The sequence below is a fragment of the Alphaproteobacteria bacterium genome (assembly GCA_041396705.1).
Lineage (GTDB): Bacteria > Pseudomonadota > Alphaproteobacteria > CALKHQ01 > CALKHQ01 > CALKHQ01.
The window spans coordinates 73,917-97,602 of sequence record JAWKYB010000004.1 but is presented as its reverse complement, the minus strand read 5'-3'; the positions used below and the strand labels follow the sequence as shown (position 1 = coordinate 97,602).

Annotated in this window: 24 protein-coding genes; 9 read left to right on the top strand and 15 right to left on the bottom strand. The window is 68.8% G+C overall.

Annotated features, from left to right (window positions below; all coding sequences use genetic code 11):
• Nucleotides 1–198: 198 nt before the first annotated feature.
• The 6 genes from R3F55_06550 to R3F55_06525 form a co-directional block, all read right to left on the bottom strand.
• On the bottom strand, nucleotides 199–531 hold the full coding sequence (locus tag R3F55_06550) for a hypothetical protein (GenBank protein ID MEZ5667081.1): 333 nt from the start codon (nucleotides 529–531) through the stop codon (nucleotides 199–201).
• A 225-nt stretch (nucleotides 532–756) separates the two neighbouring features.
• Nucleotides 757–1,140: a hypothetical protein gene (locus tag R3F55_06545; protein MEZ5667080.1), complete on the bottom strand. Its 384-nt coding sequence runs from the start codon at nucleotides 1,138–1,140 to the stop codon at nucleotides 757–759.
• 146 nt (nucleotides 1,141–1,286) lie between these two features.
• The gene (gene ald, locus R3F55_06540; GenBank protein MEZ5667079.1) at nucleotides 1,287–2,405 is read right to left on the bottom strand and encodes an alanine dehydrogenase; all 1,119 of its coding nucleotides are present in this window, start codon (nucleotides 2,403–2,405) and stop codon (nucleotides 1,287–1,289) included.
• Between the two features lie 28 nt (nucleotides 2,406–2,433).
• A complete protein-coding gene (locus R3F55_06535; GenBank protein ID MEZ5667078.1) occupies nucleotides 2,434–3,780 on the bottom strand; it encodes an aspartate aminotransferase family protein in 1,347 nt (448 codons plus the stop codon).
• Nucleotides 3,781–3,923: 143 nt separating this feature from the next.
• Nucleotides 3,924–4,133 carry a hypothetical protein gene (locus R3F55_06530; GenBank protein MEZ5667077.1) on the bottom strand — a complete coding sequence of 70 codons (210 nt, stop codon included), beginning with the start codon at nucleotides 4,131–4,133 and terminating at the stop codon, nucleotides 3,924–3,926.
• Nucleotides 4,134–4,270: 137 nt separating this feature from the next.
• Complete coding sequence (locus R3F55_06525; protein ID MEZ5667076.1) at nucleotides 4,271–5,077, bottom strand: hypothetical protein; 807 nt, start codon at nucleotides 5,075–5,077, stop codon at nucleotides 4,271–4,273.
• Here R3F55_06525 and R3F55_06520 point away from each other — a divergent pair.
• From R3F55_06520 to R3F55_06500, 5 genes are all read left to right on the top strand, one after another.
• On the top strand, nucleotides 5,058–5,801 hold the full coding sequence (locus tag R3F55_06520) for a hypothetical protein (GenBank protein ID MEZ5667075.1): 744 nt from the start codon (nucleotides 5,058–5,060) through the stop codon (nucleotides 5,799–5,801). The genes R3F55_06525 and R3F55_06520 overlap by 20 nt on opposite strands.
• Before the next feature lie 336 nt (nucleotides 5,802–6,137).
• On the top strand, nucleotides 6,138–6,824 hold the full coding sequence (locus R3F55_06515; GenBank protein MEZ5667074.1) for a DUF882 domain-containing protein: 687 nt from the start codon (nucleotides 6,138–6,140) through the stop codon (nucleotides 6,822–6,824).
• Nucleotides 6,825–7,094: 270 nt separating this feature from the next.
• On the top strand, nucleotides 7,095–7,556 hold the full coding sequence (locus tag R3F55_06510) for a (2Fe-2S)-binding protein (GenBank protein ID MEZ5667073.1): 462 nt from the start codon (nucleotides 7,095–7,097) through the stop codon (nucleotides 7,554–7,556).
• A complete protein-coding gene (locus R3F55_06505) occupies nucleotides 7,556–9,928 on the top strand; it encodes a xanthine dehydrogenase family protein molybdopterin-binding subunit (GenBank protein ID MEZ5667072.1) in 2,373 nt (790 codons plus the stop codon). Before R3F55_06510 ends, R3F55_06505 begins: the two co-directional genes overlap by 1 nt.
• Nucleotides 9,929–9,944: 16 nt before the next feature.
• Nucleotides 9,945–10,739, top strand: coding sequence for a xanthine dehydrogenase family protein subunit M (locus tag R3F55_06500; GenBank protein MEZ5667071.1), 795 nt, complete (start codon nucleotides 9,945–9,947; stop codon nucleotides 10,737–10,739).
• A gap of 130 nt (nucleotides 10,740–10,869) precedes the next feature.
• Here R3F55_06500 and R3F55_06495 read toward each other — a convergent pair whose 3' ends face one another.
• Nucleotides 10,870–11,223, bottom strand: a complete 354-nt coding sequence (locus R3F55_06495) for a PRC-barrel domain-containing protein (GenBank protein ID MEZ5667070.1) — start codon at nucleotides 11,221–11,223, stop codon at nucleotides 10,870–10,872.
• A gap of 137 nt (nucleotides 11,224–11,360) precedes the next feature.
• Here R3F55_06495 and R3F55_06490 point away from each other — a divergent pair, with 137 nt between their 5' ends.
• From R3F55_06490 to R3F55_06475, 4 genes are all read left to right on the top strand, one after another.
• Nucleotides 11,361–12,575 carry an efflux RND transporter periplasmic adaptor subunit gene (locus tag R3F55_06490; GenBank protein ID MEZ5667069.1) on the top strand — a complete coding sequence of 405 codons (1,215 nt, stop codon included), beginning with the start codon at nucleotides 11,361–11,363 and terminating at the stop codon, nucleotides 12,573–12,575.
• Nucleotides 12,575–13,282, top strand: a complete 708-nt coding sequence (locus tag R3F55_06485; GenBank protein ID MEZ5667068.1) for an ABC transporter ATP-binding protein — start codon at nucleotides 12,575–12,577, stop codon at nucleotides 13,280–13,282. Before R3F55_06490 ends, R3F55_06485 begins: the two co-directional genes overlap by 1 nt.
• Complete coding sequence (locus R3F55_06480) at nucleotides 13,282–14,487, top strand: ABC transporter permease (GenBank protein MEZ5667067.1); 1,206 nt, start codon at nucleotides 13,282–13,284, stop codon at nucleotides 14,485–14,487. Before R3F55_06485 ends, R3F55_06480 begins: the two co-directional genes overlap by 1 nt.
• Before the next feature lie 115 nt (nucleotides 14,488–14,602).
• The gene (locus tag R3F55_06475) at nucleotides 14,603–15,088 is read left to right on the top strand and encodes a peroxiredoxin (protein ID MEZ5667066.1); all 486 of its coding nucleotides are present in this window, start codon (nucleotides 14,603–14,605) and stop codon (nucleotides 15,086–15,088) included.
• Between the two features lie 76 nt (nucleotides 15,089–15,164).
• On the opposite strand, the gene R3F55_06470 is transcribed toward R3F55_06475, so the two are convergent.
• From R3F55_06470 to R3F55_06435, 8 genes are all read right to left on the bottom strand, one after another.
• Nucleotides 15,165–15,599, bottom strand: a complete 435-nt coding sequence (locus R3F55_06470; protein MEZ5667065.1) for a hypothetical protein — start codon at nucleotides 15,597–15,599, stop codon at nucleotides 15,165–15,167.
• Between the two features lie 115 nt (nucleotides 15,600–15,714).
• The gene (locus R3F55_06465) at nucleotides 15,715–16,656 is read right to left on the bottom strand and encodes a sugar kinase (GenBank protein ID MEZ5667064.1); all 942 of its coding nucleotides are present in this window, start codon (nucleotides 16,654–16,656) and stop codon (nucleotides 15,715–15,717) included.
• Nucleotides 16,657–16,796: 140 nt separating this feature from the next.
• Nucleotides 16,797–18,074: an amidohydrolase family protein gene (locus R3F55_06460; protein MEZ5667063.1), complete on the bottom strand. Its 1,278-nt coding sequence runs from the start codon at nucleotides 18,072–18,074 to the stop codon at nucleotides 16,797–16,799.
• Between the two features lie 64 nt (nucleotides 18,075–18,138).
• The gene (locus tag R3F55_06455) at nucleotides 18,139–19,047 is read right to left on the bottom strand and encodes a hypothetical protein (GenBank protein ID MEZ5667062.1); all 909 of its coding nucleotides are present in this window, start codon (nucleotides 19,045–19,047) and stop codon (nucleotides 18,139–18,141) included.
• Nucleotides 19,044–20,135 carry an ABC transporter ATP-binding protein gene (locus R3F55_06450; GenBank protein ID MEZ5667061.1) on the bottom strand — a complete coding sequence of 364 codons (1,092 nt, stop codon included), beginning with the start codon at nucleotides 20,133–20,135 and terminating at the stop codon, nucleotides 19,044–19,046. Before R3F55_06450 ends, R3F55_06455 begins: the two co-directional genes overlap by 4 nt.
• 5 nt (nucleotides 20,136–20,140) lie before the next feature.
• Nucleotides 20,141–21,052: a carbohydrate ABC transporter permease gene (locus R3F55_06445; protein MEZ5667060.1), complete on the bottom strand. Its 912-nt coding sequence runs from the start codon at nucleotides 21,050–21,052 to the stop codon at nucleotides 20,141–20,143.
• Between the two features lies 1 nt (nucleotide 21,053).
• The gene (locus R3F55_06440) at nucleotides 21,054–21,893 is read right to left on the bottom strand and encodes a sugar ABC transporter permease (GenBank protein MEZ5667059.1); all 840 of its coding nucleotides are present in this window, start codon (nucleotides 21,891–21,893) and stop codon (nucleotides 21,054–21,056) included.
• Between the two features lie 229 nt (nucleotides 21,894–22,122).
• Complete coding sequence (locus R3F55_06435) at nucleotides 22,123–23,604, bottom strand: ABC transporter substrate-binding protein (protein ID MEZ5667058.1); 1,482 nt, start codon at nucleotides 23,602–23,604, stop codon at nucleotides 22,123–22,125.
• Nucleotides 23,605–23,686: the final 82 nt, after the last annotated feature.

The following is a 23,686-nucleotide window of genomic DNA, read 5'->3' as shown; positions in this document are numbered from 1 at the left end:
GGGCCGAATACTGCACACGGATCCGCCTGCGCCCGCGCAGCCGCCCGGCACCGGCTCGCCCCACCGGTATTCCCGGACGCCCGTCGAAGACGGCGATGCCTTCGCGTCAGGCCGCCGATTTCTAGCCGGAAAGCTGCGACCGCCGCAACCGCGATGCGCGCCCCGAGCGCGCCGCGTGCGGCGATCGCGGGTCTTGGCCTAGTCGGGGCAGGAGCCGGTCGAATACTCGCCGATCGGGCAGATGATCGCCTCGGACAGTTCCCAGTAGTTGTCGCCGTAGTCGGTGTGGCTCGATCCGTACATGCAGATCACATATTCGCCCGCCACATAGGACGACAGACTGCCGAGCAGTCCGGTGGCGCCGTCGTTGTTGGCCGCCACATAGTCGATCGACGACCCGCTGTGCAGATAGCTGCCGCTCGGCGTCCCCGGGTTGGCCGAGAAATTCGACGTATCCCAGCAGCCGAGGTCCGAGGCCGCCGCCGGGCCGGCGACCGCGAGAGCGGCCAGGCCCATTGCCAGTGTCTTCATGACGCGTCTCCCTGACGACGTAGTCGACCGGCCGTGGACATCGCGTCGCCGGCCGGACCCGGGTGCAGCCGTCGCCATGCCGGCCCCTTGCCGCGCAGGCGGCCGCACCCGGCAACAGGCTAGTCGCCAAGTGTTAATGCCGCGTTTACTTGTGGCATGCGCAGCCTTTGCCCCGATCGATCAACCGGGTGATAGCCGGTGCGCGCCCCGGCTGCGGACAGGCCGTCAGCTGCAGCCGCCGTTGGCGACGCGCGTCAGCTGGCAGATCACCACCGTGGCCAGTTGCCAGACCTTCTTGTTGTTCACCCTTACCGAATTGCCGTCCATGCACACGGCGAAGGCCTGGGTGGCGTAGTTCGGCAGGCTGGCCATCAGTTTGGCGACGCCGGCGTCGGATGTTTCGATGTAGTCGACCGTGCTGGACGCCGTGTTCTTCCACGTTCCGGCCGGCGTGCTGTTGGTCTTGATTGACTGGGTGGCCCAGCAGCCGAGGCTGCCGGCCATGGCCGGCGCGGCCTGCGCCGCAACCAAAGCCGCACAAACGAGGATTGCCTTCATCTTGCGTCTCCTGACTGCAAGCGGCGCCGCCACGAGCGCGAGCGCCCACAACGATCCTCCGGATACTCTTTGCCGTCTCGGTGCCGACGCCCCTGCAACCTCGTCATGCCCCGACGCGCATCGCGCCGAAGTTGAGACATATTCGACACCAATTCCTTTCCGGAACGTGAAGCCGCGGCCGCGGCACCACCGGGCGGTCAGATGCCGAGCGCGCTCTCAGGCGTGATACTGGTCAGGCCATGCGCCTCCGCCACGGCCGCCTGGGTCAGCTGCCGGTCGATCACGTTCAGCCCGCGCCGCAGGTGGACATTGTCGGCGAGGGCCTTGCCATAGCCCTTGTCCGCCAGCATCAGCACGAAGGGCAGCGTCGCGTTGTTCAGCGCCCGCGTGCTGGTCGCCGGCACCGCCGCGGGCATGTTGGCGACGCAGTAGTGGACGACGCCGTCGACCACATAGGTCGGGTCGCCGTGCGTGGTCGCGCGCGACGTCTCGAAGCAGCCGCCCTGGTCGATGGCGATGTCGACCATTACGGCACCCGGCCGCATGCGCCGGACCATGTCGCGCGTGACCAGCTTCGGCGCCTCCGCGCCGGGCACCAGCACCGCGCCGACGACGAGGTGGGCATTGGTGACGGCGGTTTCGATCGCGTCGACGGTGGAATACAGCGTGTTCAGGGTCGGGCCGAACTGCAGGTCGAGCGCATAGAGCCGGTCGAGGGACTTCTCGATAACCGTGACCCGCGCCTCCAGCCCCATCGCCATCCGCGCCGCATTGGTCCCGGCGACCCCGCCGCCGATGATGACGACGTCGGCGGCCGGCACGCCGGGAACGCCGCCCAGCAGCATGCCGGCCCCGCCCTGGTGGCTTTCCAGGCAGTGGGCGCCGACCTGGATCGACAGCCGGCCGGCGACCTCGCTCATCGGTGCCAGCAGCGGCAGGCCGCCGCGGGCGTCGGTGACGGTCTCGTAGGCGATGCCGACGCAGCCGCTGTCGCGCACCCGCTCGGTCAGCAGCTGGTCGGCGGCGAGGTGCAGATAGGTGAACAGCAGCTGCCCGGGCCGCAGCATCGCGATCTCGGCCGGCTGCGGCTCCTTCACCTTGACCACCATCTCGGCCTCGCCGAACACGGCGGCAGCGTCGGGCACGATCCGGGCGCCCGCGGCGGCATAGACGGAATCGGCGATGTGAATGCCGGCACCCGCCCCGGCTTGCACCAGCACCGTGTGGCCGTGGTGGACCAGTTCGCGCACGCTGGCCGGGACCAGCCCGACCCGGTTCTCCTGCGCCTTGATCTCCGTGGGGACGCCGACCTTCATTCCGATTCCTCCCGCCCGCTGCCGCAGGTCATTCCGCCTGGTTCAGGATCGACCGCAGCGTCTCTACGATCCGGTCGATCTGGGCCTTCTCGATGATCAGCGGCGGCGAGAGGGCGATGATGTCGCCGGTGGTGCGGATCAGCACGCCCTGCTCATAGGCCTTCAGGAACGCCGAGAAGGCGCGCTTGGTCGGCGCGCCGGCGATCGGCTCGAGCTCGATGCCGCCGACCAGCCCGATCGTGCGCACGTCGATGACGTTGCGGGCGTCGCGCAGCGAATGCAGGCCGTCGGCGAAATAGGACTCCAGCTCGGCGGCGCGCTGGAACAGCGCATCCTCGCGATAGAGCTCCAGCGTCGCCAGCGCGGCGGCGCAGGCCAGCGGGTGGGCGGAGTAGGTATAGCCGTGGAACAGCTCGATCGTGCCCTCCGGCGAGCCGTCGACGATGGTGTCGTAGATCTCCTGCCGGCAGGCGACCGCACCCATCGGCACCGTGCCGTTGGTCACGCCCTTGGCCATGGTGATCATGTCGGGCGTGACGCCGAAGCGCTCGGCCGCGAACGGGGCACCGAGGCGGCCGAAGCCGGTGATGACTTCGTCGAAGATCAGAAGAATGCCGTGGCGGTCGCAGATCTCGCGCAGGCGCTTGAGATAGCCGACCGGCGGAAGCAGCACGCCGGCCGACCCTGCGACCGGCTCGACGATCACCGCGGCGATGGTCGAGGCATCGTGCAGCGCCACCAGGCGCTCCAGGTCGTCGGCCAGCTCGGCGCCGTGGGCCGGTTCGCCGCGCGAGAAAGCGTTGCGCGCGAGATCGTGGGTGTGACGCAGATGATCGACCCCGGCCAGCAGCGAGCCGAAATACATCCGGTTCTTGACGATGCCGCCGACCGAGATGCCGCCGAAGCCGACGCCGTGATAGCCGCGCTCGCGGCCGATCAGCCGGGTGCGCGAGGCCTGGCCGCGGGCCCGCTGGTAGCACAGCGCGATCTTCAGCGCGCTGTCGACCGCCTCCGAGCCGGAGTTGGCGAAGAAGATGCGATTGAGTCCCTCGGGTGCCAGGTCGGCGATCCGGGTGGCTGCCTCGAACGCCATCGGGTGGCCCATCTGGAACGCCGGCGCATAGTCCATGCGGCCGGCCTGCTCCTGGATCGCCTGCACGATCTTCTGGCGGCCATGCCCGGCGTTGACGCACCACAGCCCCGCGGTGCCGTCCAGGATCTGGCGGCCGTCATGGGCGGTGTAGTGCATGTCTTTGGCGCCGACCAGCAGGCGGGGCGCCGACTTGAACTGGCGGTTGGCGGTGAAAGGCATCCAGAACGACGACAGGTCGTTGGGAATGCTCGTGGCGGCGCGTGCGTCGTCCGGTGCGACCATGGCACCATCCTCCCTCGGATCGATGATCGGTTGCCGGGCAGGATGCGCCAACCAGTGGCGGAAAAAAAGCGGGGAAAAATCCGGCGGGCCGCGGCGCGGCGGCCAGACCTGTCGGCGGCCCGTCTGCCGCGCGTGCCGCGCCGTCAGCGCGCGGCCGGCACGACCACGTGCACCGGGGTCTGGTCCTCCTCGGCCGCAGCCGGCCGCGGCGTGCCCTCGAACGAGATCGACGAGGCCGCGATCAGTGCCACGATGGCCAGCGCGATCAGCCCGACGCCGATCGGCTCGGCGGCGCCCGCGCTCCGCAGCGGCCGGTGCTCGATCGTCTCGTTGCGGTTGCGTCCGTGCTTCATGGCCCTGCCCCCTTGGCGCCGTCGGAACTGTCGTCCCGTCGAACATGGGCTGGCCGGATGGCCGGTCATGTGACTGCAGTCACGCGCCGGTCGTGCACGGCGGCCGGCGCTGTGACAGCGCGCACGGGCGCCGGAGGCTACTGGCGCGCGGTGATCAGCCGGCGCACGGCGGTCGTCGCCGGCGGCGCATCGGTGCGGAACATGCCGGCGATATCGTCGCCCAGCCGGTCCAGCACCGTCCCGCCGTCGGCGACCGCCTCCGCATCCAGCGCCGTATCGGCCGGCGGCGGTGCCTCGGCATCCGCCAGCATCTCGTCGACCAGGGCGGGGTCGACCAGGCCGTTGTCGACCAGGGCGTCCAGCGCATCCTGGTCGATCACGCCGGCGTCGATGAGATCGGCGAGCGCCTCGTCGTCGAGCAGACCGGACTCGACGAGGTCGTCGACCATGTCGTCGGTGACGACGCCGGCCTCCGCCAGGGCATCGATCTCGTCGGCATCGAGCCTGCCGTCGGCCAGCGCGTCGGCCAGCTCCTCCGGCAACGGCGGCAGCGCATCGGCCAGCGGCGTCTCCGCCGTCTCGGCCGTCGGGTCGTCGGCCAGCGCGGCCTCTTCGATGTCCTCGTCGAGCGGTGTCGCGGTCGGATCCGCCAGGTCCTCGTCCAGCGCGGCCAGCTCTATCGGCCCGCCCTCCTCCACCGCCGCGTCGGCAACCGCTTCCGGCGTCTCCGCCGCCGCCGCATCGATCTCGGCCGCGTCGCTCTCCGTCGTGTCGACCGCCGCATCGACGGCGGCGTCGGCAACGGCTTCCGGCGCGACGTCCGCCTCGCCCGTCGCAGCTTCGGCGATGGCGTCGGGCGCCGCCGCCACGGCTGGCGACGCCGTCTCCTCGGGCTCGGCCGCACCGCCCTCGGCGACATCCGTCGTGCGGTCGTCCGCGGCCACGACGGCCGCATCGGCGGCGGCGGCCGCGCCGGCATGTTTCGCCATCCTGGCCGGCGGCCGCAGCATCGTCGCCGCGGGCGCCGGGCAGCGGCACCTCCGGCGCCGACCCGTCGGCGACCGCGGCCGGCCCCGCGCCATCCTGCTGACCGGCGCGCCCGGGCACGGCGCCCGGTGCGGCGACGTCGCCGGCGCGTTCCGGCGCCTGGCCCGGGGCATTCAAGGCGGCGTCGCGGTCGGGTTCATAGCCGGGCGCGGCCGTCTGGCCGGCCGGCCCCGCAGGCGCCGGCGCCTGTGCGCCGGCATCGGCGACCTGGGCGCCGGACTGGCCCGCCTCGCGCGACCGCAGCGTCTCCAGGACCGAGGCCAGCGCGCCCTGCGCGTCGGCATCGTCCTGGCCGGCCGCCAGCCGGTACCACATCGCCGCCCGGGCCAGGCTCGGCGGCACGCCCTCGCCATGTTCGAACATGCGGCCGACCCAGAACTGCGCCCGCGCATCGCCCTGGTCGGCCAGCGGCCGGAACAGGTCCATCGCCCGCGCGTAGTCGCCGGCGTCGTAGGCGGCGATCGCATCGTCGATGTCGGCCAGCGCCGGGCCGGCGGCCGCGGCGCTCAGGGCCACGATCAGGGCGGTTCTGGCAACCGCGCTCAGCAGGTTCGTCTTCATGCTCATGGCTTCGCTCCCGTCGGCCGCGCGTCGGAGGGTCGAAGTCTGACTAAGGCTTAATTGCGCAAAAACTAAGGCGCCGCCCTAGGCTGCGCCCACGACACGGCGAAGGCCGAGTCGAGCCGCAGGCGGCCCGGACTGCCCGGGCTTTGATACGATTTCGAACAAGATTGGAATTGAATTTGCGCAGTCGTCAGCCGTAGATTGACCTCGGCAGTGATTCGGGGGTCTTCCTAACGGTTGTGGCGCGGGGTGGTGCGTGGCATGTACGCACGTGCGTCGCAGGAGACGGGGATGAATTCGAGGAACGAGCAGAACAGCGCGAATCATCGCAGCAACCCGGGCAATCCCGGTTCGGACGGTCAGCCGTCGCCCTCTCTTTTCTCGCGCCGCCGCATGTTGACGGCGGTCGCCGGCGCCGCCGCGGTCGGCGTGGCGGCCGGGCCCGCACGGGCGGCCATCGGCATCATGCCGACGGACGAGGTGTTCGACTGGCGGCAGGCGATGATGATCCGCCAGGCGCAGACGGTGAACACTTCGGCGTCGCGCCGCGCCGAGTATGAACTCTATTACAATCCGAACCCCAACGCGCCGGCCTTCGATGCTGCACAGAACAACGATCGGCTGATTCCGTTCACGCCCGGCGAACGTTTTCTTACGCTCGACAACCGGCGCGGCGACGTGTTCAGCGGCGTCTACTTCCGCGACGGCACCTATGTGCAGAGCGCGCTGCAGCAGATCTCCTATCTTTTTCGCGACCGGCGCAGCAACGAGGTGCGGCGCATCGACCCCAAGCTGATGGACGTGATCTACAGCGTGGTGAAGATGTTGGACACGCGCGAGCCGGTGCAGATCATCTCCGGCTACCGCACCGCGGCGACCAATGCGATGCTGGCGGAGCAGTCCAGCCGGGTGGCGCGCAACAGCTACCACATCCGGGGCATGGCCGCCGATATCCGCATTTCCGGCCGCAACACGATGGGCATCCGCTCGGCCGCGCTGAGCATGCATACCGGCGGCATCGGCATCTATCCGGGCTCCGACTTCGTGCACCTCGACACCGGCCCGTTCCGGACCTGGTAGGCCGTCAGCGGACGTCGCAAGGAAGGCCGGCTCACGCCGGCCTTTTTCATTGGTGCGGGCCGCGTTCGACGCCGCATTTCGGTGCGGTTGAATGGCGCAGACAAACAGTGCCGCGCCGGCACGCAGCGGCTTGACCTCTCCTGCGCCACTCTACAGACTATGCCCACGTCGAATTCGACCGCCGCGCCCGGCCTCGCCGGGCGCAAGGCGTTGTGCACATCAAGCAGCTGGCGCGCCAAAGCGTCGCCACAGGCAACGAGGGAGGAGCGAATGCCCACCGTATCGATGACGGTGAACGGGAAGGCCGTGTCGGCCGATGTCGAAGAACGGACGCTGCTGGTCGCCTACCTCCGCGAGGCGCTGGGCCTGACCGGCACCCACGTCGGCTGCGACACCAGCCAGTGCGGGGCCTGCGTCGTGCACGTCAACGGCGATTCCATCAAGTCGTGCACCCTGCTGGCGGTCCAGGCCGAGGGCGCGAACGTGACCACCATCGAGGGCCTGGCCAAGGACGGCGAGCTGCACCCGATGCAGAAGGCGTTCCGCGAGAACCATGGCCTGCAGTGCGGCTTCTGCACCCCCGGCATGGTGATGAGCGCGGTCGACCTGCTGCAGAAGAAGAACAACCCCAGCGAGCACGACATCCGTGAGTGGCTGGAGGGCAACATCTGCCGCTGCACCGGCTACCACAATATCGTCAAGGCGATCCAGCAGGCGGCTGGAGGCATGTGATGACAGCCCAAGGCATCGGCGCGCGGGTCGCGCGCCTTGAAGATCCGCGGTTCCTCACCGGCCGCGGCAACTATGTCGACGACGTCAACCGGCCGGGCCAGACCTATGCCTGGATCCTGCGCTCGCCGCACGCGCATGCGCGGATCGCGCGCATCGACACCGCCGCGGCCAAGGCCATGCCGGGCGTCGTCGCGATCTTCACCGGCGACGACATGGAGGTCGGCAGCCTGCCGTGCGGCTGGCAGATCCACAACAAGGACGGCAGCCCGATGGCGGAGCCGCCGCACCCGCCGCTGGCCAAGGGCAAGGTGCGCCATGTCGGCGACCAGGTCGCGGTCGCCATCGCCGAGACCAAGGCGCAGGCGCGCGACGCCGCCGAGGCGATCGTGGTCGACTACGAGGTCTTGCCCGCCGCGGTGACGATGGACCAGGCGCTGGCCTCCGGCGCGCCGCTGGTGCACGACGAGGCCGCCGGCAACCTCTGCTACGACTGGGAACTCGGCGACAAGGCCGCGGCCGACGCCGCGTTCGCCGGGGCGGCGCGCGTGGTCAAGTTCGACCTGGTGCAGAACCGTCTGATTCCGAACGCGATGGAGCCGCGAGCGGCCGTCGGCGACTACGAGCCGGCCAGCGGGAAGTACACGCTCTACACCACCAGCCAGAACCCGCACGTGATCCGGCTGCTGATGGGCGCCTTCGTACTGTCGATCCCGGAGCACAAGCTGCGGGTGGTGGCACCGGACGTCGGTGGCGGCTTCGGCTCGAAGATCTATCACTATGCCGAGGAGGCGATCGCCACCTGGGCCGCGGGCAAGATCAAGCGCCCGGTGAAGTGGACCGCCGAACGCAGCGAGAGCTTCCTCACCGACGCCCACGGCCGCGACCACATCACCCACGCCGAGCTGGCGATGGACGGCGACGGCAACTTCCTCGGGCTCAAGGTCGCGACCAAGGCCAACATGGGCGCCTATCTGTCGACCTTCGCGCCGTGCATCCCGACCTATCTCTACGCCACGCTGCTGGCCGGCGTGTACAAGACCCCGGTCGTCCATGTCGAGGTGAAGGCGATCTTCACCAACACCGTGCCCGTCGACGCCTATCGCGGTGCCGGCCGGCCGGAGGCGAGCTACCTGCTCGAGCGGCTGGTGACCGAGGCGGCCAAGCAGTCGGGCATCGACCAGGTCGAGCTGCGACGCCGCAACATGATCAAGCCGGACCAGTTCCCCTACCAGACCCCGGTGGCGCTGCAGTACGACGTCGGCAACTATCCGGCAGTGCTGGACGCCGGCCTCAAGGCGGCCGACTGGAGCGGCTTCGCCGCCCGGCGCAGCGCGTCGGAGGCAAAGGGCAAGCGGCGCGGCATCGGGCTTTCGACCTACATCGAGGCCTGCGGCATCGCACCATCGGCGGTGGTCGGCTCGCTCGGCGCCCGTGCCGGGCTTTACGAGTCGGCGACCGTGCGCGTGAACCCGACCGGCTCGGTCGTGGTGCACACCGGCCTGCACAGCCACGGCCAGGGCCACGAGACCGTGTTCGCCCAGATCGTGCACGAGATGCTGGGCGTCGACCTCGACCAGGTTGCCATCGTCCATGGCGACACCGACGAGGTGCAGTTCGGCATGGGCACCTATGGCTCGCGCTCGGCGCCGGTCGGCGGCGCGGCGCTGGTCAAGGCGCTGGAAAAGGTCGTCGACAAGGCGAAGAAGATCGCCGCTCACCTGATGGAGGCGTCAACCGCCGACATCGAGTTCAAGGACGGCAACTTCACCATCGCCGGCACCGACAAGTCGGTGCCGTTCGGCCAGGTCGCGCTGACCGCCTATGTGCCGCACAACTACCCGATCACCGAGCTCGAGCCCGGGCTGGAGGAGAAGGCGTTCTACGACCCGCTCAACTTCTCCTATCCGATGGGCTGCCACGTCTGCGAGGTCGAGGTCGACCCCGACACCGGCAAGGTCGACGTGGTGTCGTTCACCACGGTCGACGACGTCGGCCGGGTGCTGAACCCGATGATCGTCGAGGGCCAGGTCCATGGCGGGCTGGCGCAGGGCATCGGCCAGGCGCTGCTCGAGCAGTGCGTCTACGACGCCGACGGGCAGCTGGTGACCGGGTCATACATGGATTACACCATGCCGCGCGCGGACGACGTGCCGTCGTACAAGACCGCGAACATGGAAATCCTTGGCGCCTCGAACCCACTCGAGGTCAAGGGCGTCGGCGAGACCGGCGCCATCGGCTCGCCGCCCGCGGTCATCAACGCGGTGCTGGATGCGCTGGCGCCGCTCGGCGTCACCAAGATCGAAATGCCGGCGACCCCGCTCAAGGTCTGGCAGGCCATCCAGGCCGCCCGGATCCCGGCGGCGGCCGAGTAAGGGAGGACATTCGACAATGTACAACTTCGCATATCATCGGCCGTCCTCGCTTGCGGAAGCGGCGTCGGCGATTTCCGGCGCGTCGGACGGCAAGCTGCTGGCAGGCGGCATGACGCTGATCCCGACCATGAAGCAGCGGCTGGCCGAGCCGTCCGATCTGGTCGACCTGGGCGCGATCCGCGACCTGGCCGGTATCAGCGCATCCGGCGACGGACTGAAGATCGGGGCGATGACCACCCACGCGGCGGTCGCCGCCTCGGCCGACGTCAAGGCGGCCATCCCGGCGCTCGCAAGCCTGGCCGACGGCATCGGCGACCCGCAGGTTCGCAACCGCGGCACCATCGGCGGATCGATCGCCAACAACGACCCGGCCGCCGACTACCCGGGTGCGGTGCTGGCGCTGAACGCGACCGTGCACACCAACAAGCGCACGATCGCGGCCGACGCCTTCTTCACCGGCATGTTCGAGACGGCGCTGGAAGACGGCGAGATCATCACCGCGGTCACCTTTCCGAAGCCGGCGAAAGCGGCCTACGTCAAGTTCCCCAACCCGGCGTCGCGCTATGCGCTGGTCGGCGTGTTCGTCGCGCAGACCGGCGGCGGCGTGCGGGTGGCGGTGACCGGAGCGGCGCCCTGCGCCTATCGGGCGAGCGAGCTGGAAGCGGCGCTGGCCGGCAGCTTTTCGGCGGCGGCCCTCGACGGCGTCACGATCGACGCCGGTGGCCTGAACGGCGACATTCACGCCACGCCGGAATATCGCGCACACCTGATCAAGGTGCTGGCGAAGCGCGCGGTCGCCGCCGCCGGCTGACAGGCGGCGTCAACGCCGGAATGCGACATCGGGCCGGGAGCTGTTCCCGGCCCGATGTGTTTCCGGGCCGCGTCGCTGCAGCGCCGCGGCCCATTGTCCCCCCAACGCGCCGGATCGGGCTTGCAGGCGATCAGGGCCAGTAGGGGCTGACGCCGTAATGCTGATGCACCCGGCTTTCCCATTCCCGGTTGGACCACACCTCGTCGTCGGTCGCATAGACCGGCGCGGTCTTGACCTGGTCGGCCGTCACGTTCGCGATGTAGCCGTTCAGCCGGGTGTCGTAGCGCAGGGTCGCCCACGGCAGCGGGTACTCCTCCTCGCCGAAGCCCAGGAAGCCCCCGAACGTCATCACCGCATAGGTCACCTTGCCCGACGTCTTCTCGATCATCACCCGATCGATCTTCCCGATCTTTTCGCCGTCGGGCCCATAGACGTCGGTGCCTTCGACCTGATCGGACGAAATCTGCGTGCCGATATTCGCCATAATGCTTTCCTCCATGGCTGCGATACCGCTGAAACACGCGCAGGCCGCGCACCGTTCCCTCCGTGCGACGGCGCGACAGCTGTGTGGCGGCGATGTAATCGACTACCCATGTGCAGCATGGAAGGAGCGCAGGCGGCGTGACCAGGATCGCACCCGACGACGATCAGGCGGTGGCACGGATGCTCGGGGTCGGCCGGTCCTCGGCGCGGCGCCGGGCGTTGCGATGGACAGTGGCGGTGCTGGCGCTTGGCGCGCTCGCCGCCGGCGTGACCTACTGGCTGCGCGGCGCGGCCAACCCGGCGCTGGACTACCGCACCGAGGCCGTGCGCCAGGACGACCTCGTCGTCACCGTCACCGCCACCGGCACGCTGCAGCCGCGCAACCAGGTCGACGTCGGCAGCGAGATATCGGGCCGGGTCAGCCGGGTGCTGGTCGACTACAACGACACCGTCGGCGCCGGCCAGGTGCTGGCCGAGCTCAACACCGAGCAACTCGACGCCCAGGTGCTGAAGTCGGAAGCGGCGCTGGCCTCCGCGCAGGCGACCGTCCGCGAGGCGGAGGCGACGCTGGCCGAGATGCGCGCCAACGCCAGCCGGATGGAGACGCTGGCCCAGCGCAACATCGCCTCCACGCAGGAACTGGACGCCGCGCGCGCGGCCGCGGCGCGGGCCGAGGCCTCCGTCGCCATCGCCCGTGCCCAGGTCAGCCTGGCCGAGGCCGCGCTCGAGCTCGACATCGCCAACCGCGGCAAGGCGGTGATCCGCTCGCCCATCGACGGGCTGGTGATCTCGCGAGCGGTGGAGGTCGGGCAGACCGTGGTCGCCTCGCTGCAGGCGCCGGTGCTGTTCACCCTGGCCGAGGACCTGGCCAAGATGGAACTGCATCTCGACGTCGACGAGGCCGACATCGGTCAGGTGCTGGAGGGCCAGTCGGCCACGTTCGGCGTCGACGCCTATCCCAACCGGCGCTTCGATGCGACCCTGACTTCGGTTCGCTTCGCGCCGCAGACCATCCAGGGTGTCGTCACCTACGAGGCGCTGCTCTCGGTCGACAATCCGGACCTGCTGCTGCGGCCGGGCATGACCGCCACAGCCGACATCGCCACCACAACCCGGCCGGCTGCCGTGCTGATCCCGAACGGTGCCCTGCGCTTCACTCCGCCGGAGCCGATCGACGCGCAGGCCGTGCCGGCGACGGCGGCGGACGAGCGTGTTGTCTGGGCCCTCGACGGCGGCACGGCGGCGCCGCTGGTTGTGCGCGTCGGCATCAGCGACGGGCTGTGGACCGAGGTGCTGGACGGGCCGGTCGAGCCGGGCGATCCGCTGATCGTGGATATCGTCAGGCCCGAGTGATGGCGGATGCGCGCCAACCGCTGGTCCGCCTGAGCGGCGTCACCAAGGTCTACGGAGCCGGCCACACCGCGATCAACGCGCTGGCCGGGGTCGACCTGACCATCGAGCGCGGCGAGTTCGTCGCGGTCATGGGACCCAGCGGGTCGGGCAAGTCGACCTGCCTGAACCTGCTCGGCTGCCTCGACACCCCGACTGCGGGCGACTACCAGTTCCGCGGCGTCGCGGTCGGCGAGCTCAGCCGCGACCAGCGCGCCCTGCTGCGCCGCTTCTTCCTCGGCTTCGTGTTCCAGGGCTTCAATCTGCTCAAGCGCACCTCGGCCCTGGAGAATGTGGAGCTGCCCCTGCTCTACCGCGGCATGGGCCGGCGCGAGCGCCGCGTCCTCGCCTATCGCGCGCTGGAGGCGGTCGGCCTCGCCGACCGCGGCAATGCGACCGCGTCGGAGCTTTCCGGCGGCCAGCAGCAGCGCGTCGCCATCGCCCGCGCCATCGCCACCGAGCCCGACCTGCTGCTGGCCGACGAGCCGACCGGCAACCTGGACAGCGCGCGCAGCCGCGAGATCATGGAACTCCTGCAGGCGTTCAACCGCGACCAGGGCATCACCATCGTCATGGTCACCCACGAGGCCGACATGGCCGCCTATGCAGGCCGCCAGATCCGGTTCCTCGACGGGCTGATCGCCAGCGACGAAGCCACGGGCGCCACCTGATGCTGTTCAACGCGATCATGCTGGCCCTGCGCGAGATCCGGCGCAACGTGCTGCGCTCGACACTGACCATGCTGGGCATCGTGATCGGCGTCGCCTCGGTGGTGGCGCTGGTGACGCTCGGCGGCGGCGCCACCGCCAGCGTCACCGCCGACATCGCCAACCTGGGCCGCAATCTGGTCGTCGTCACGCCGGGCGCCGCCCGCGCGCCGGGGCAGCCCGCGGCCGCAATTCCGTTCCGCGAGGAGGACGCACGGGCGATGGCGCGGGAGGTTCCCGGCATCGCCGGGATCGCCGCCGTGTCGATGAGCAGCGAATTGGCCGTGGTCGCCAACCGCAACTGGACCACGACGGTGATCGGCACCGACACCGGCTATTTCGACGTGCGCATCTGGCCGACCGAGATCGGCCGTCCGTTCGATGCGACCGAGGTGCGCGCCGGCAAGTCGCTGTGCGTGATCGGCCGGACCATCAGGCGCGAGCTGTTCGGCCGCCAGGATCCGCTCGGCGCCCAGGTGCGCATCGGGCGGATGTCGTGCCAGGTCGTCGGCGTACTGAGCGCGAAGGGCCAGTCCACCTTCGGCCAGGACCAGGATGACCTGATCCTGATGCCGCTGACCACCTTCCAGCGGCGCATCTCCGGCAACCAGGACATCAACGTGATCCTGATCTCGGCGGCCACGGCGGAGGCGACCGGCGCCGTGGTCGAGCGCGCCACGGCGCTGCTGCGCGAACGCCGCCACCTGCTTGCCAACGAGGCCAACGACTTCCAGGTGCAGGACATCGAGGAGATCAGCAAGACCGTGGAGCAGGTCACCGGTGTGCTGACAGCGCTGCTCGGTGCGATCGCGGCGATCAGCCTGCTGGTCGGCGGCATCGGCATCATGAACATCATGCTGGTGTCGGTGACCGAGCGGACCCGCGAGATCGGCACCCGGCTGGCGATCGGCGCGCTGGAGCGCGAGGTGCTGGCGCAATTCCTGATCGAGTCCGCCGCGCTGTCGTCGATCGGCGGGCTGGCCGGTGCCGCGCTCGGGCTCGGCGGGTCCTACCTCGGCGCAAGGCCGCTCGGCATTCCCTTCGTCTTCGAACCGACCATCGTCATCGTCGCGCTGCTGTTCGCCGCCCTGGTCGGCATCGCCTTCGGCTACCTGCCGGCGCGCCGGGCCGCGCGCATGGACCCGATCGAGGCGCTGCGCCACGAATGACGCGCACCGGCGCTTTCCTTTTGGCCGCGGCTATATTACCTCCACCGCATCGGCCGCGCGCAACGCGGTGCCGATCGGCGTGTCCCATGAACAATCACAGCGCGAGGGAGAATCCATGACGATCCAGGTTGGTGACAAGGTGCCGGCGGCGACCTTCAAGGTGAAGGGGCCGGACGGCCTGATGGACGTCTCGAGCGACGAGCTTTTCGGCGGCAAGACGATCGCCCTGTTCTCGGTGCCCGGCGCATACACGCCGACCTGCACCGCCAAGCACGTGCCGAGCTATCGCGACAATGCCGACGCGCTGAAGGCCAAGGGCGTGGACGAGATCATCTGCATTTCGGTCAACGACCCGTTCGTCATGGCCGCCTGGGGCGATTCCCTGCATGCCGAAGGCAAGGTGCGCATGGTCGGCGACTGGAACGCCAGCTTCACCAAGGCGCTTGGCCTGGAATTCGATGCCAGCGGCGCCGGCCTCGGCGCGCGCGGCAAGCGCTTCTCCATGCTGGTCAAGGACGGCAAGGTCGCCAGCCTGCATGTCGAGGAAGCGCCCGGCGAGATGGCCGTTTCCGATGCGGGGACGATGCTGAACGACCTCTGACGATCGCCGCGTCCGCATCAAAATAAAGGGGGCCGCGAGGCCCCCTTCGTTTTTCCTGCGCGCCGGCGGCCGCGCGCTATTCGACGAAGCAGTTGCGCAACGCGCTGCGCAGGGAGCGGGCGGAGCCGATCAGCGTGTAGTTCACCGTCTCGGAATTCAGCCGCACCTGCATCTCGAGGCCGACGATCAGTTCGCGCACCAGCGGGGCGGTGGCCGGGCCCTGCGGCGCGCCGCCGGCACCCATGGCCATGTCGACCCTGAACCAGCGCACGTTGTCGATGATGACATCGGCGGTCATCGTCGCGCCGGTCGGATAGGGATAGCCGGTCAGGTAGATGAACGGCGTCTGGTTGTCGTAGCAGTACAGCCCGACACCGTAGGTCGCGCCCGCGCGTCGCGTCTCGACCTGGGCCGCGGTCGCGCCAGTCACGCCCGCCTTGACGAACCAGGCTGCCTGCGCGCTCGCCGCGCTGGCCAGCAGGATGAACAGGGCACCGATCAGGATACGCATGGCTTTCCTCGCTGAGGGGGGTTCGACCGTCCGCCGGGCGCCATCATAGGCGATTCGGCGGCAGTGTCCTCATTGCACCGCATTCAGGGCCGGCCTTTCGGGCGAAATTATGGGATCAGCCATAGGTCTCTGCGGTATCCATGAATGCGATGGTGCTCGGCAGATCGACGATGCCGGCATCGGAGCCGAGCCCGGTGGCCACCAGCGCGCTCGCTGCGGTGCCCAGCCGGCAGGCGCGCTCGGGCTCCCAGCCCTGGGCCAAGCCAGCAATGAAACCGGCGCAATAGGCATCGCCGCAGCCGGTGGTGTCGGACACCTTGACCTTGAATGCGGGCATCTGCTCCGCCTTCGCCGGCGTGACGTAGTAGGAGCCGTTGGCGCCCCACTTGAAGACGCAGGCCGACGCGCCGAGGTCGAGGAAGAACGCCGCGATCGCGGCCGGATCGTCGAGGCCGGAAATGAACGCCGCTTCCTCCATCGACGGCATGAAATAATCGACATGGGGCAGGCACTGCTTCAGCAGCTCGAAGGTGCCGGCGTTCGGCGCGATCAGGTCGAACGTCACCGTGGTGCCGCGCTCCTTCGCCGCGCGCAGCAGGGCGGCGGTCGGAAAACCGTCCATCATCTGCAGCAGCCCGGTGCCGCCCATGTGCAGGAACGGGCCGTCGCAGACCCGGTCGTAGTCCTCCGCGGTCACCCGCAGGTGGTCGGAGGCGCCGCGCACGTGCAGCGCCGGCCGGTCGCCGTTCGGCCGCACGTTCAGGATCGTCGCCGAGGTCGGCGCGGCGTCGGTGCGCTGCATCGCCGACACGTCGATGCCGTGGCGGCGACAGGTATCGATGACGAAGTCGCCCTTCTCGTCATTGCCGACCGCGCCGACCGCCAGCGCCCGCAGGCCAAGCTTGGCGCAGTCGACCACCGTGCCACCAGCGGTGCCGGCCACGGTCAGCCGGATCTCTTCGATGAAGGCGACGTTGCCGCCGTCGGGTATCCGCTCGACCGGCCGGCCCAGCACATCGAGGATCATCAGGCCGACGACCGCGACGTCGTGACTCATGGGTGGCGCTTCCTGCTTATCTGTTCGTTCCGGGACGGGGACAGCGCGGGGGAGGGCTCGGCGGGCGGGTGCGGTAGGGGCAGGTGGGAAGCCGCATGACGGACCGCAATGCGGCTTCCCAGGGCGTTGGGCCGCGCGGCCTATTCGGCGGCGATGCGCCCGGCAAGCGCCTCGCTGGGCGGCGCCTTGTGGAAGCTGCCGTCCTTCATGATGGCCAGCAGGTTGTCCTTGTCACGCAGGATGCCGACATTCTGCGCCGGATTGCCGTCGACCAGCAGGATGTCGGCCAGGTAGCCGGTCTTGATCTGGCCCAGCTCGTCGCCTTTCATCATGATCTCGCCGCCCAGCTTGGTCGCCGAATGGATCGCCTCGAGCGGCGTGTAGCCCAGCATGTCGACGAAATACTCGAGGTCGCGCGCATTGGCGCCGACCGGATTCCAGGCGAAGCCGTAGTCGCCGCCCGGCAGCACCCGCACGCCGCGGCGCTTCAGCTCCTTCATCACCGGGATGGCGTGCTCCAGCTCGCGCTTGAGCCCGAGCTGCTCGCCGATCTCCGGCGTGATGCCCCAGCCGCCGGCCTCGTAGAGGGTGGTATAGGTGACGCCCAGCGTGGGGGCGACGAAGATGCGATCCTTCTGCGCCACCATCATGTCGATCGCTTCCTCGTCGGCGAAGGTCGCGTGATAGATGATCTCGCAGCCGTGGCGCAGGCTCATCTTCACGGACTCGGCACTGCGCGCATGGGTCGCGGTGCGCTTGTCGCGCGAGCGCGCGACCTCGCACACGGCCGCCACCTCGTCGTCGTTCATCACCGTCTGCTGTGCCCGGGCATAGGGCACGAACTCGTCGCCCGACGGGTTGATCTTCAGTGTGTCGACCCCCTCGCGGCACATCTCGCGCGCGCAGCGGCGGAATTCGTCGGCCCCGTCGCAGATGATGGCGAAGGTGTCGCGGTGCAGGTGATACAGGCGCACATCGCCCAGGCCGCCGCTGACCGTCAGCTCCGGGCTCGCCGCCAACATGCGCGGGCCGGGAATGTCGCCGGCATTGATCGCGTTGCGGATGACGATATCGAGGCGCGGTTTCGCCGCGGCAGCGCAGTTCAGCGACGTGAAGCCCTGGTCGAGCATGATCCTGACGTGCTTCATCGCCAACAGCGTGTGCTCTTCCGGCGGGATGTCGCCCAGCGAGTGCAGGTCGGCGGTGTTGCCGAAGCTGGGGTGGGCGTGGGCCTCGACCAGGCCCGGCATCAGCGTCGCGCCGCCGCCGTCGACGATGCTGGCATTGTCGTGATCGACCCGCTCGTTCGCCTTGGCGACCGCCTTGATGCGGTTGCCCTGCACCAGCACCTGGCCGGCGAACGGTTCGGCGCCGGAACCGTCGATGATGGAAACGTTGGTGAAAAGCGTCTGCGGCATGTCTGTCCCTCCCCACGAGAGACCGCCGGTGTCGCGCAACGGTGTACCCGGCGGCCCGCCCTGGTTATCCGTGCTGGCTTTCTAGATAGGCAGAGTAAAGTTCGGCCGAACCTAGGGCAAGCAGGATCACCACGCCCAGGATGACGAGCACGATGATCCCGGTCTTGATCACGCCGCGCAGTTTCCGGCCCGGCTGCGCCATCGGCACCATGTTGAATGCCAGCCCGCCCAGGATCACCAGCCCGGCGCCGACCGAATAGAGCGGCTCGATGTTCGGCTGGAAGATCATCACCAGCGCCGCGCCGCACAGCAGGATGATCGCCCGCACGATGGCGCGGGCGTGCCCGACCTTCATCCCGCCCTCGACCCCGCCGAACACGGCGATCGCGTTCAGACGCCGGTCGAAGGCCGGCGCCAGCACCAGGAACACTGCGGCGAGCAGGGCGACGATCGCCGACACGACGACGCGCGTGTCGCCGAAGGCGACCAGCGCCTCGTTCGACGCGACGATCTCGTCGAAATGCGCGCGCAGCGGCTCCAGCCCGCTCAACCCGGGCAGCGGCGGCTCCAGCCGGTCGCGCCCGCGCATCTCCTCCACCTTTGCGGAGAGCTCGACGATGGCCTCATCCATGCTGGCGACGATCGTCGCGGTTTCGTCGTCCATCGAGCCGGCGCGCAAGAGCGTGGTCAGCTCGGTCAGCGTGTCGACGACCTTGGCGACGTCGCGCTTCTTGTACTCGGTCTCGCCGGCCAGCGACTGCGCCTGGTCGATCAGGGCGGCCGCCTCGCGCGGGCTCTCGTCGACGAACCAGCGCTCCGGCGCCGGCACCAGCATCGAGATCACCGCCAGCAGCAGCACCCAGCCGGCAATGCGGCTGGCCCGCGACACCGGCACGTCGGAGGCCCGCACGACGTCCGGCTCGTGCATCTGCGCATCGGCGTCGAAGGCCGGGTTGTGAGCGTGGCTGGTCATTGCGAGAACACCCGTGCGCCGTTGGCGTCGAACACGTGCAGCTGGCCCGGGCGGATGCGCACCCGGATGGCGTCGCCGGGGCTGACCGGCACCAGGTGGTCGAACACGACCCGCACGTCGGTCGTGCCGCGCACGGCGTGCACCAGCGTCTCCGCACCCATCGGCTCGACCAGGTCGATCTCGGCGCCCAGCGTCTCGTTCGAGCTTTCGCCGGTCGGCTCGAAGGCGCGCGGCCGGATGCCCAGCGTCACCGCCCGGCTGTCGGCCAGACGTTCCACCGCGGGGTCGACCGGCGCTTCGAATTCCTGGTCCATCAGCCGGAAGCGCGCACGACCGGCCTGGTAGTGCAGGATCTCGGCCGGCAGCAGGTTCATCTGCGGCGTGCCGATGAAACCGGCGACGAACAGGTTGTTCGGCCGCGCGAAGATGCCGTGCGGGCTGTCGACCTGCTCGATGATGCCGTCGCGCATCACGGCGATGCGGTCCGCCATGGTCAGCGCCTCGATCTGGTCGTGGGTGACGATAACGGTCGCCTTCTCCAGGCCGCTCAGCACCTCCTTGATCTGGCCGCGCATGGTCTGGCGCAGCTGGATGTCGAGGCGCGACAGCGGCTCGTCGAACAGGAAGCAGGTCGGGTCGCGCACGATGGCGCGACCCACGGCAACTCGCTGCTTCTCGCCCTCGGCGATGCGCCCGGGAATCCGGTCCATCACCGCCTCCAGCTGCAGCACGCGCGCGACCCGTTCCACCCGCGCCCGGACCTCGGCGCCGCTCAGCTTCTCCGCGTGCAGCGGATAGGCCAGGTTCTCCGCCACGGTCAGGCTGGGATAGAGCGCGTAGAACTGGAACACCATGGCGATGTCGCGCTCGGCCGGCGACAGCGCGTTGACCCGCTTGCCGGCGATGTAGACATCGCCGTCGGTGACCGACTCCAGCCCGGCGATCATGCGCAGCGTGGTGGTCTTGCCGCAGCCGGACGGGCCGAGCAGGCACAGCACCTCGCCCGCAGCCACCTCGAGGTTGGCCTTGTTGACCGCGACCAGGTCGCCGTAGCGCTTGGTCAGGTCGGTGAGCTTGATGTCGGACATCGGGCCTACTTCTTGATCGTGCCGAAGGTGACGCCGCGCAACAGCTGGTTCTGCAGCACGAAGGTGACGACCAGCACCGGGATCAGGAACAGCGTGACGATGGCGGCGAGCAGGCCGTAGTCGGCGCCGACCTCGCCGCCCAGCGTGCGCACCATCGCCGGCGGGATCGTCCGGGTCTCGTTGCTGGTCAGCAGCAGGGCGAAGAACAGCTCGTTCCAGGTGAGGATCAACCCGAACACGGCCGTCGCCGCCATGCCGGCCTTCACCTGCGGCAGGCAGATCTTGAAGAACACCCGCGTCTCGCTGCTGCCGTCCATCCGCGCGGCATCCTCCACGTCGGGCGACAGCTCCTCGAAGAAGCTCTTCATCATCCACACGGTGAAGGCCAGGTTGAAGGCGGTATAGAGCGCGATGATGCCGGGGTAGCCGCCGGCCAGCCCGGTCACCTGGAACATGATGAAGATCGGGATGGTGACCACGATCGGCGGCAGCATGCGCGTGGTCAGGATGATGAACATGTAGGTGTCGTTGCCGCGCAGCGGGAAGCGGGCGAAGCCGTAGGCCGCCAGCGTGCCGATCACCAGCGCCAGGATCACCGAGATGCCGGCGATACCGATCGAGTTGGCGAAGTAGAGCGGGAAATCGGTCTCGGTCGCCGAGGCCGCGCCCTCGCCGGCCTGGATGATGTTGGCGCGGACGAACACGTTCTCGAAGTTGGTCCACGTCGGGTCGAACGAAAAGACCGAGTCCAGGAAGCTGCCGAAGCTGCTGGCGCTGACGCCCAGGATGTCGTTGCGGCCCTGGAAGGCGTACATGATGATGATCAGCACCGGCAGGAAGTACAGCAGGCTGACGAAGCCGGCGGCGACGGTGCGGCCCCAGCCGGCATGGCCGATCGGTTTGCGGTTCCTGGCCATGCTATTGCTCCTGCTCGCGCTGCTTGACCATGAACAGGTACAGGTTGGTCAGCACGATGACGATGAACAGGATGATGTAGGCGATCGCCGAGGACTCGCCGGTACGGAAATCCTGGAAGCTGACCCGGTAGAGATAATGCACGATCACCTTGGTCGCCGTGCCCGGCCCGCCGTCGGTGACGATGTAGACGGTGTCGAACAGCTTGAACGTCTCGATCGTTCGGAACAGCAGCGCCAGCAGCAGCAGGCTGCGGACATAGGGGAAGGTGATGGTCATGAAGCGGCGGAACGGCGAGGCGCGGTCGATCTGGCTCGCCTCGTAGAGGTACTTCGGCACGCTGACCAGCCCCGCCAGCACCAGCAGCATGACGAAGGGCGACCACATCCAGGCGTCGGCCAGCACGATGCCGATGATCGCGCCCAGCGGATCGCCGAGGATGTTCGGCGGCGTGCCCTGGAACACCTGGATCAGCTTGCTGATCAGGCCGAAATCCGGGTTGTAGAACAGCTTGAAGAAAACGCCGACCGCCACGTAGGACAGCATCATCGGCGCCAGCACCAGCATCAGCAGGATGCGCCGGCCCGGGAAGATCGGCTGGAACAGCATCGCCATGAAAAAGCCGACGATCATCTGCAGCCCGACCGAACCGAACACGATCAGTGCCGTGGTCTGCAGGCTTTCCCAGATCGCCGGGTCGGTCAGCGCCTTGGCGTAGTTGTCGAGCCAGACGAACTCCGGCAGGTCCTGGCGGGTCAGCCGGTAGTTGTAGAAGCTGAGGCCGAACGACCACATCAGCGGGAAGATGTTCATCACGAACAGGGTCACCAGCGCCGGCGTCACCAGCAAAGGCCCTCTGTTCCGGTCGACGAACGAGCGGCGACGCCCGGCGGCCGCCGTCCCCCCCGTGTCCGCGGGCCCCGACAGGGCCGTTGCTTCGCTTGCCTGCGTCACTTCCCCAACTGCTCCCCGGCGCCGCTGCCTGCCGCGCCGAATGTGCCTGCCGCCGCGGCCGTCTCTCAAAAAAACGCGGCGCCGGACCTGCCGGCGCCGCGCCTTGGTTCAGGTGCGATCAGTTGCACTCAGCGGAGTCGGGCGCCACGATGCGGCCGGCCTCGGAGAGGACCTCCTGCTGCTGGGCCGCGACCAGGTCCAGCGCTTCCTTGGCGCCGATCTGGCCGGTGATGGCCCGGTCGAACTGGTCCTGCTGGTAGGTCAGCAGCTCGAAGAACTCCGGAATGTGCCAGACGTCACGCTGCCACTCCATCATCTCCACATGGGCGCGGTTGAACGGCCCGAGGTCGTTGTAGCCGTCCTTCTGCATGATCGAGACCCGGCCCGACTGGCCGCCGGCCGCGGTGAACGCCCATTGCACGTCGTCGCTGAGCCAGAACTTGATGAAGTTCACGGCTTCCTCGATCTCGACGTCGGTGCTCCAGGTGGTGACCACGAACGGCTGGCCGCCCTGGTTGCCGAAGCGCGAGATGCTGCCGTCGTCCAGCCGCAGGCCCGGGGCCGGCGCGAAGCCCGAGACCTCGGACACCTTGCTGGTCGCCGGGTCCATGACCGGGGCGCCGAGGCCGACCCAGTTGATCTCCGACGCCACCTTGCCCTGCGCATAGAGGTCGTTGAGGACGAAGATGTCCATCTGGCCGGTGTGCACGGCGGCCGGCATGTACTGCAGCAGGTCGAGATAGTGCTCGAACGCCTCGACGGCGATGTCGGAGTTGACCACGCCCTCGGCCTGGGCGCACGGCTGGCCGGACTCGTTCCAGATGCTGCCGCCGTACTGCCAGATGAAGGCATTGATGGCCATCGACGAGAAGTCGTAGCCCTTGCCCGCCTGGTAGCCGATGCCGGCGAAGTCCTCGGTCAGCGTCTCGCCGGCCAGGGTCTCGCCCGCCGAGCGCTGGAAGAACTCGCCGATGTCGGCATACTTGTCCCAGTCGACGTCTTCCCAGTCCTCATAGGTGCACGGCAGGTTGTAGCCGTACTCTTCCTGGAACGCCGCGCCCTCTTCCTCGTTGCAGAACAGGTCGGTGCGATAATAGGTGATGTAGGTATCCGGGAACTGCGGGAACCCGTAGTAGTGCGCGTCCGGATGCGGGAAGGGGTGCTCGCGGATCTGGTCCGGGGTCAAGTAGGGATAGGCCGAATAGGCCGAGACCAGGGCCGGGTGCAGGTCGGCGACCAGGGCCGACAGCTCCGGATCCGCCAGGATCTCCTGGGTCATCTCGCGGTAGTAGCCGCCCTCGATGAACGCGCCCAGCCACTGGCTGTCGGTGATCACCATGTTGTACTTCTGCTCGCCAGAGGTCAGCGAGGCGGCGACACGCTCGTAGAACGTCGGCCACGGAATGAAATCGAGCTCGACCGTGACGTTGCGGCCCGACGGCGACACGTAGTTGGCGTTCGCATATTCCTGCAGGAAGCGGGTCGGCGGCCAGTCCGGCGCGGCCATCACCAGCTTGACCGAGTCCTGCGCGGAAACGGGCGCGACGAACGCGGACGCGACCAGTGCGACCGCCGCCGTTCCACCCAGCGCAGACGTCATTGCCAAAATTCGCTTCATCGTGGTCTTTCCTCCCTCGCTTTTCAGCTCTTGCCGCCCTGTCCGGCGACTTTCCTGCCAGACA

What these genes read in the sequence shown, in the direction of transcription:
- R3F55_06550 (MEZ5667081.1), bottom strand. Translation starts at nt 531, where the DNA reads ATGAAGACACTGGCAATGGGCCTGGCCGCTCTCGCGGTCGCCGGCCCG.
- ald (MEZ5667079.1), bottom strand. Translation starts at nt 2,405, where the DNA reads ATGAAGGTCGGCGTCCCCACGGAGATCAAGGCGCAGGAGAACCGGGTC.
- R3F55_06535 (MEZ5667078.1), bottom strand. Translation starts at nt 3,780, where the DNA reads ATGGTCGCACCGGACGACGCACGCGCCGCCACGAGCATTCCCAACGAC.
- R3F55_06530 (MEZ5667077.1), bottom strand. Translation starts at nt 4,133, where the DNA reads ATGAAGCACGGACGCAACCGCAACGAGACGATCGAGCACCGGCCGCTG.
- R3F55_06515 (MEZ5667074.1), top strand. Translation starts at nt 6,138, where the DNA reads ATGTTGACGGCGGTCGCCGGCGCCGCCGCGGTCGGCGTGGCGGCCGGG.
- R3F55_06510 (MEZ5667073.1), top strand. Translation starts at nt 7,095, where the DNA reads ATGCCCACCGTATCGATGACGGTGAACGGGAAGGCCGTGTCGGCCGAT.
- R3F55_06505 (MEZ5667072.1), top strand. Translation starts at nt 7,556, where the DNA reads ATGACAGCCCAAGGCATCGGCGCGCGGGTCGCGCGCCTTGAAGATCCG.
- R3F55_06500 (MEZ5667071.1), top strand. Translation starts at nt 9,945, where the DNA reads ATGTACAACTTCGCATATCATCGGCCGTCCTCGCTTGCGGAAGCGGCG.
- R3F55_06495 (MEZ5667070.1), bottom strand. Translation starts at nt 11,223, where the DNA reads ATGGCGAATATCGGCACGCAGATTTCGTCCGATCAGGTCGAAGGCACC.
- R3F55_06485 (MEZ5667068.1), top strand. Translation starts at nt 12,575, where the DNA reads ATGGCGGATGCGCGCCAACCGCTGGTCCGCCTGAGCGGCGTCACCAAG.
- R3F55_06480 (MEZ5667067.1), top strand. Translation starts at nt 13,282, where the DNA reads ATGCTGTTCAACGCGATCATGCTGGCCCTGCGCGAGATCCGGCGCAAC.
- R3F55_06475 (MEZ5667066.1), top strand. Translation starts at nt 14,603, where the DNA reads ATGACGATCCAGGTTGGTGACAAGGTGCCGGCGGCGACCTTCAAGGTG.
- R3F55_06470 (MEZ5667065.1), bottom strand. Translation starts at nt 15,599, where the DNA reads ATGCGTATCCTGATCGGTGCCCTGTTCATCCTGCTGGCCAGCGCGGCG.
- R3F55_06465 (MEZ5667064.1), bottom strand. Translation starts at nt 16,656, where the DNA reads ATGAGTCACGACGTCGCGGTCGTCGGCCTGATGATCCTCGATGTGCTG.
- R3F55_06460 (MEZ5667063.1), bottom strand. Translation starts at nt 18,074, where the DNA reads ATGCCGCAGACGCTTTTCACCAACGTTTCCATCATCGACGGTTCCGGC.
- R3F55_06455 (MEZ5667062.1), bottom strand. Translation starts at nt 19,047, where the DNA reads ATGACCAGCCACGCTCACAACCCGGCCTTCGACGCCGATGCGCAGATG.
- R3F55_06450 (MEZ5667061.1), bottom strand. Translation starts at nt 20,135, where the DNA reads ATGTCCGACATCAAGCTCACCGACCTGACCAAGCGCTACGGCGACCTG.
- R3F55_06445 (MEZ5667060.1), bottom strand. Translation starts at nt 21,052, where the DNA reads ATGGCCAGGAACCGCAAACCGATCGGCCATGCCGGCTGGGGCCGCACC.
- R3F55_06435 (MEZ5667058.1), bottom strand. Translation starts at nt 23,604, where the DNA reads ATGACGTCTGCGCTGGGTGGAACGGCGGCGGTCGCACTGGTCGCGTCC.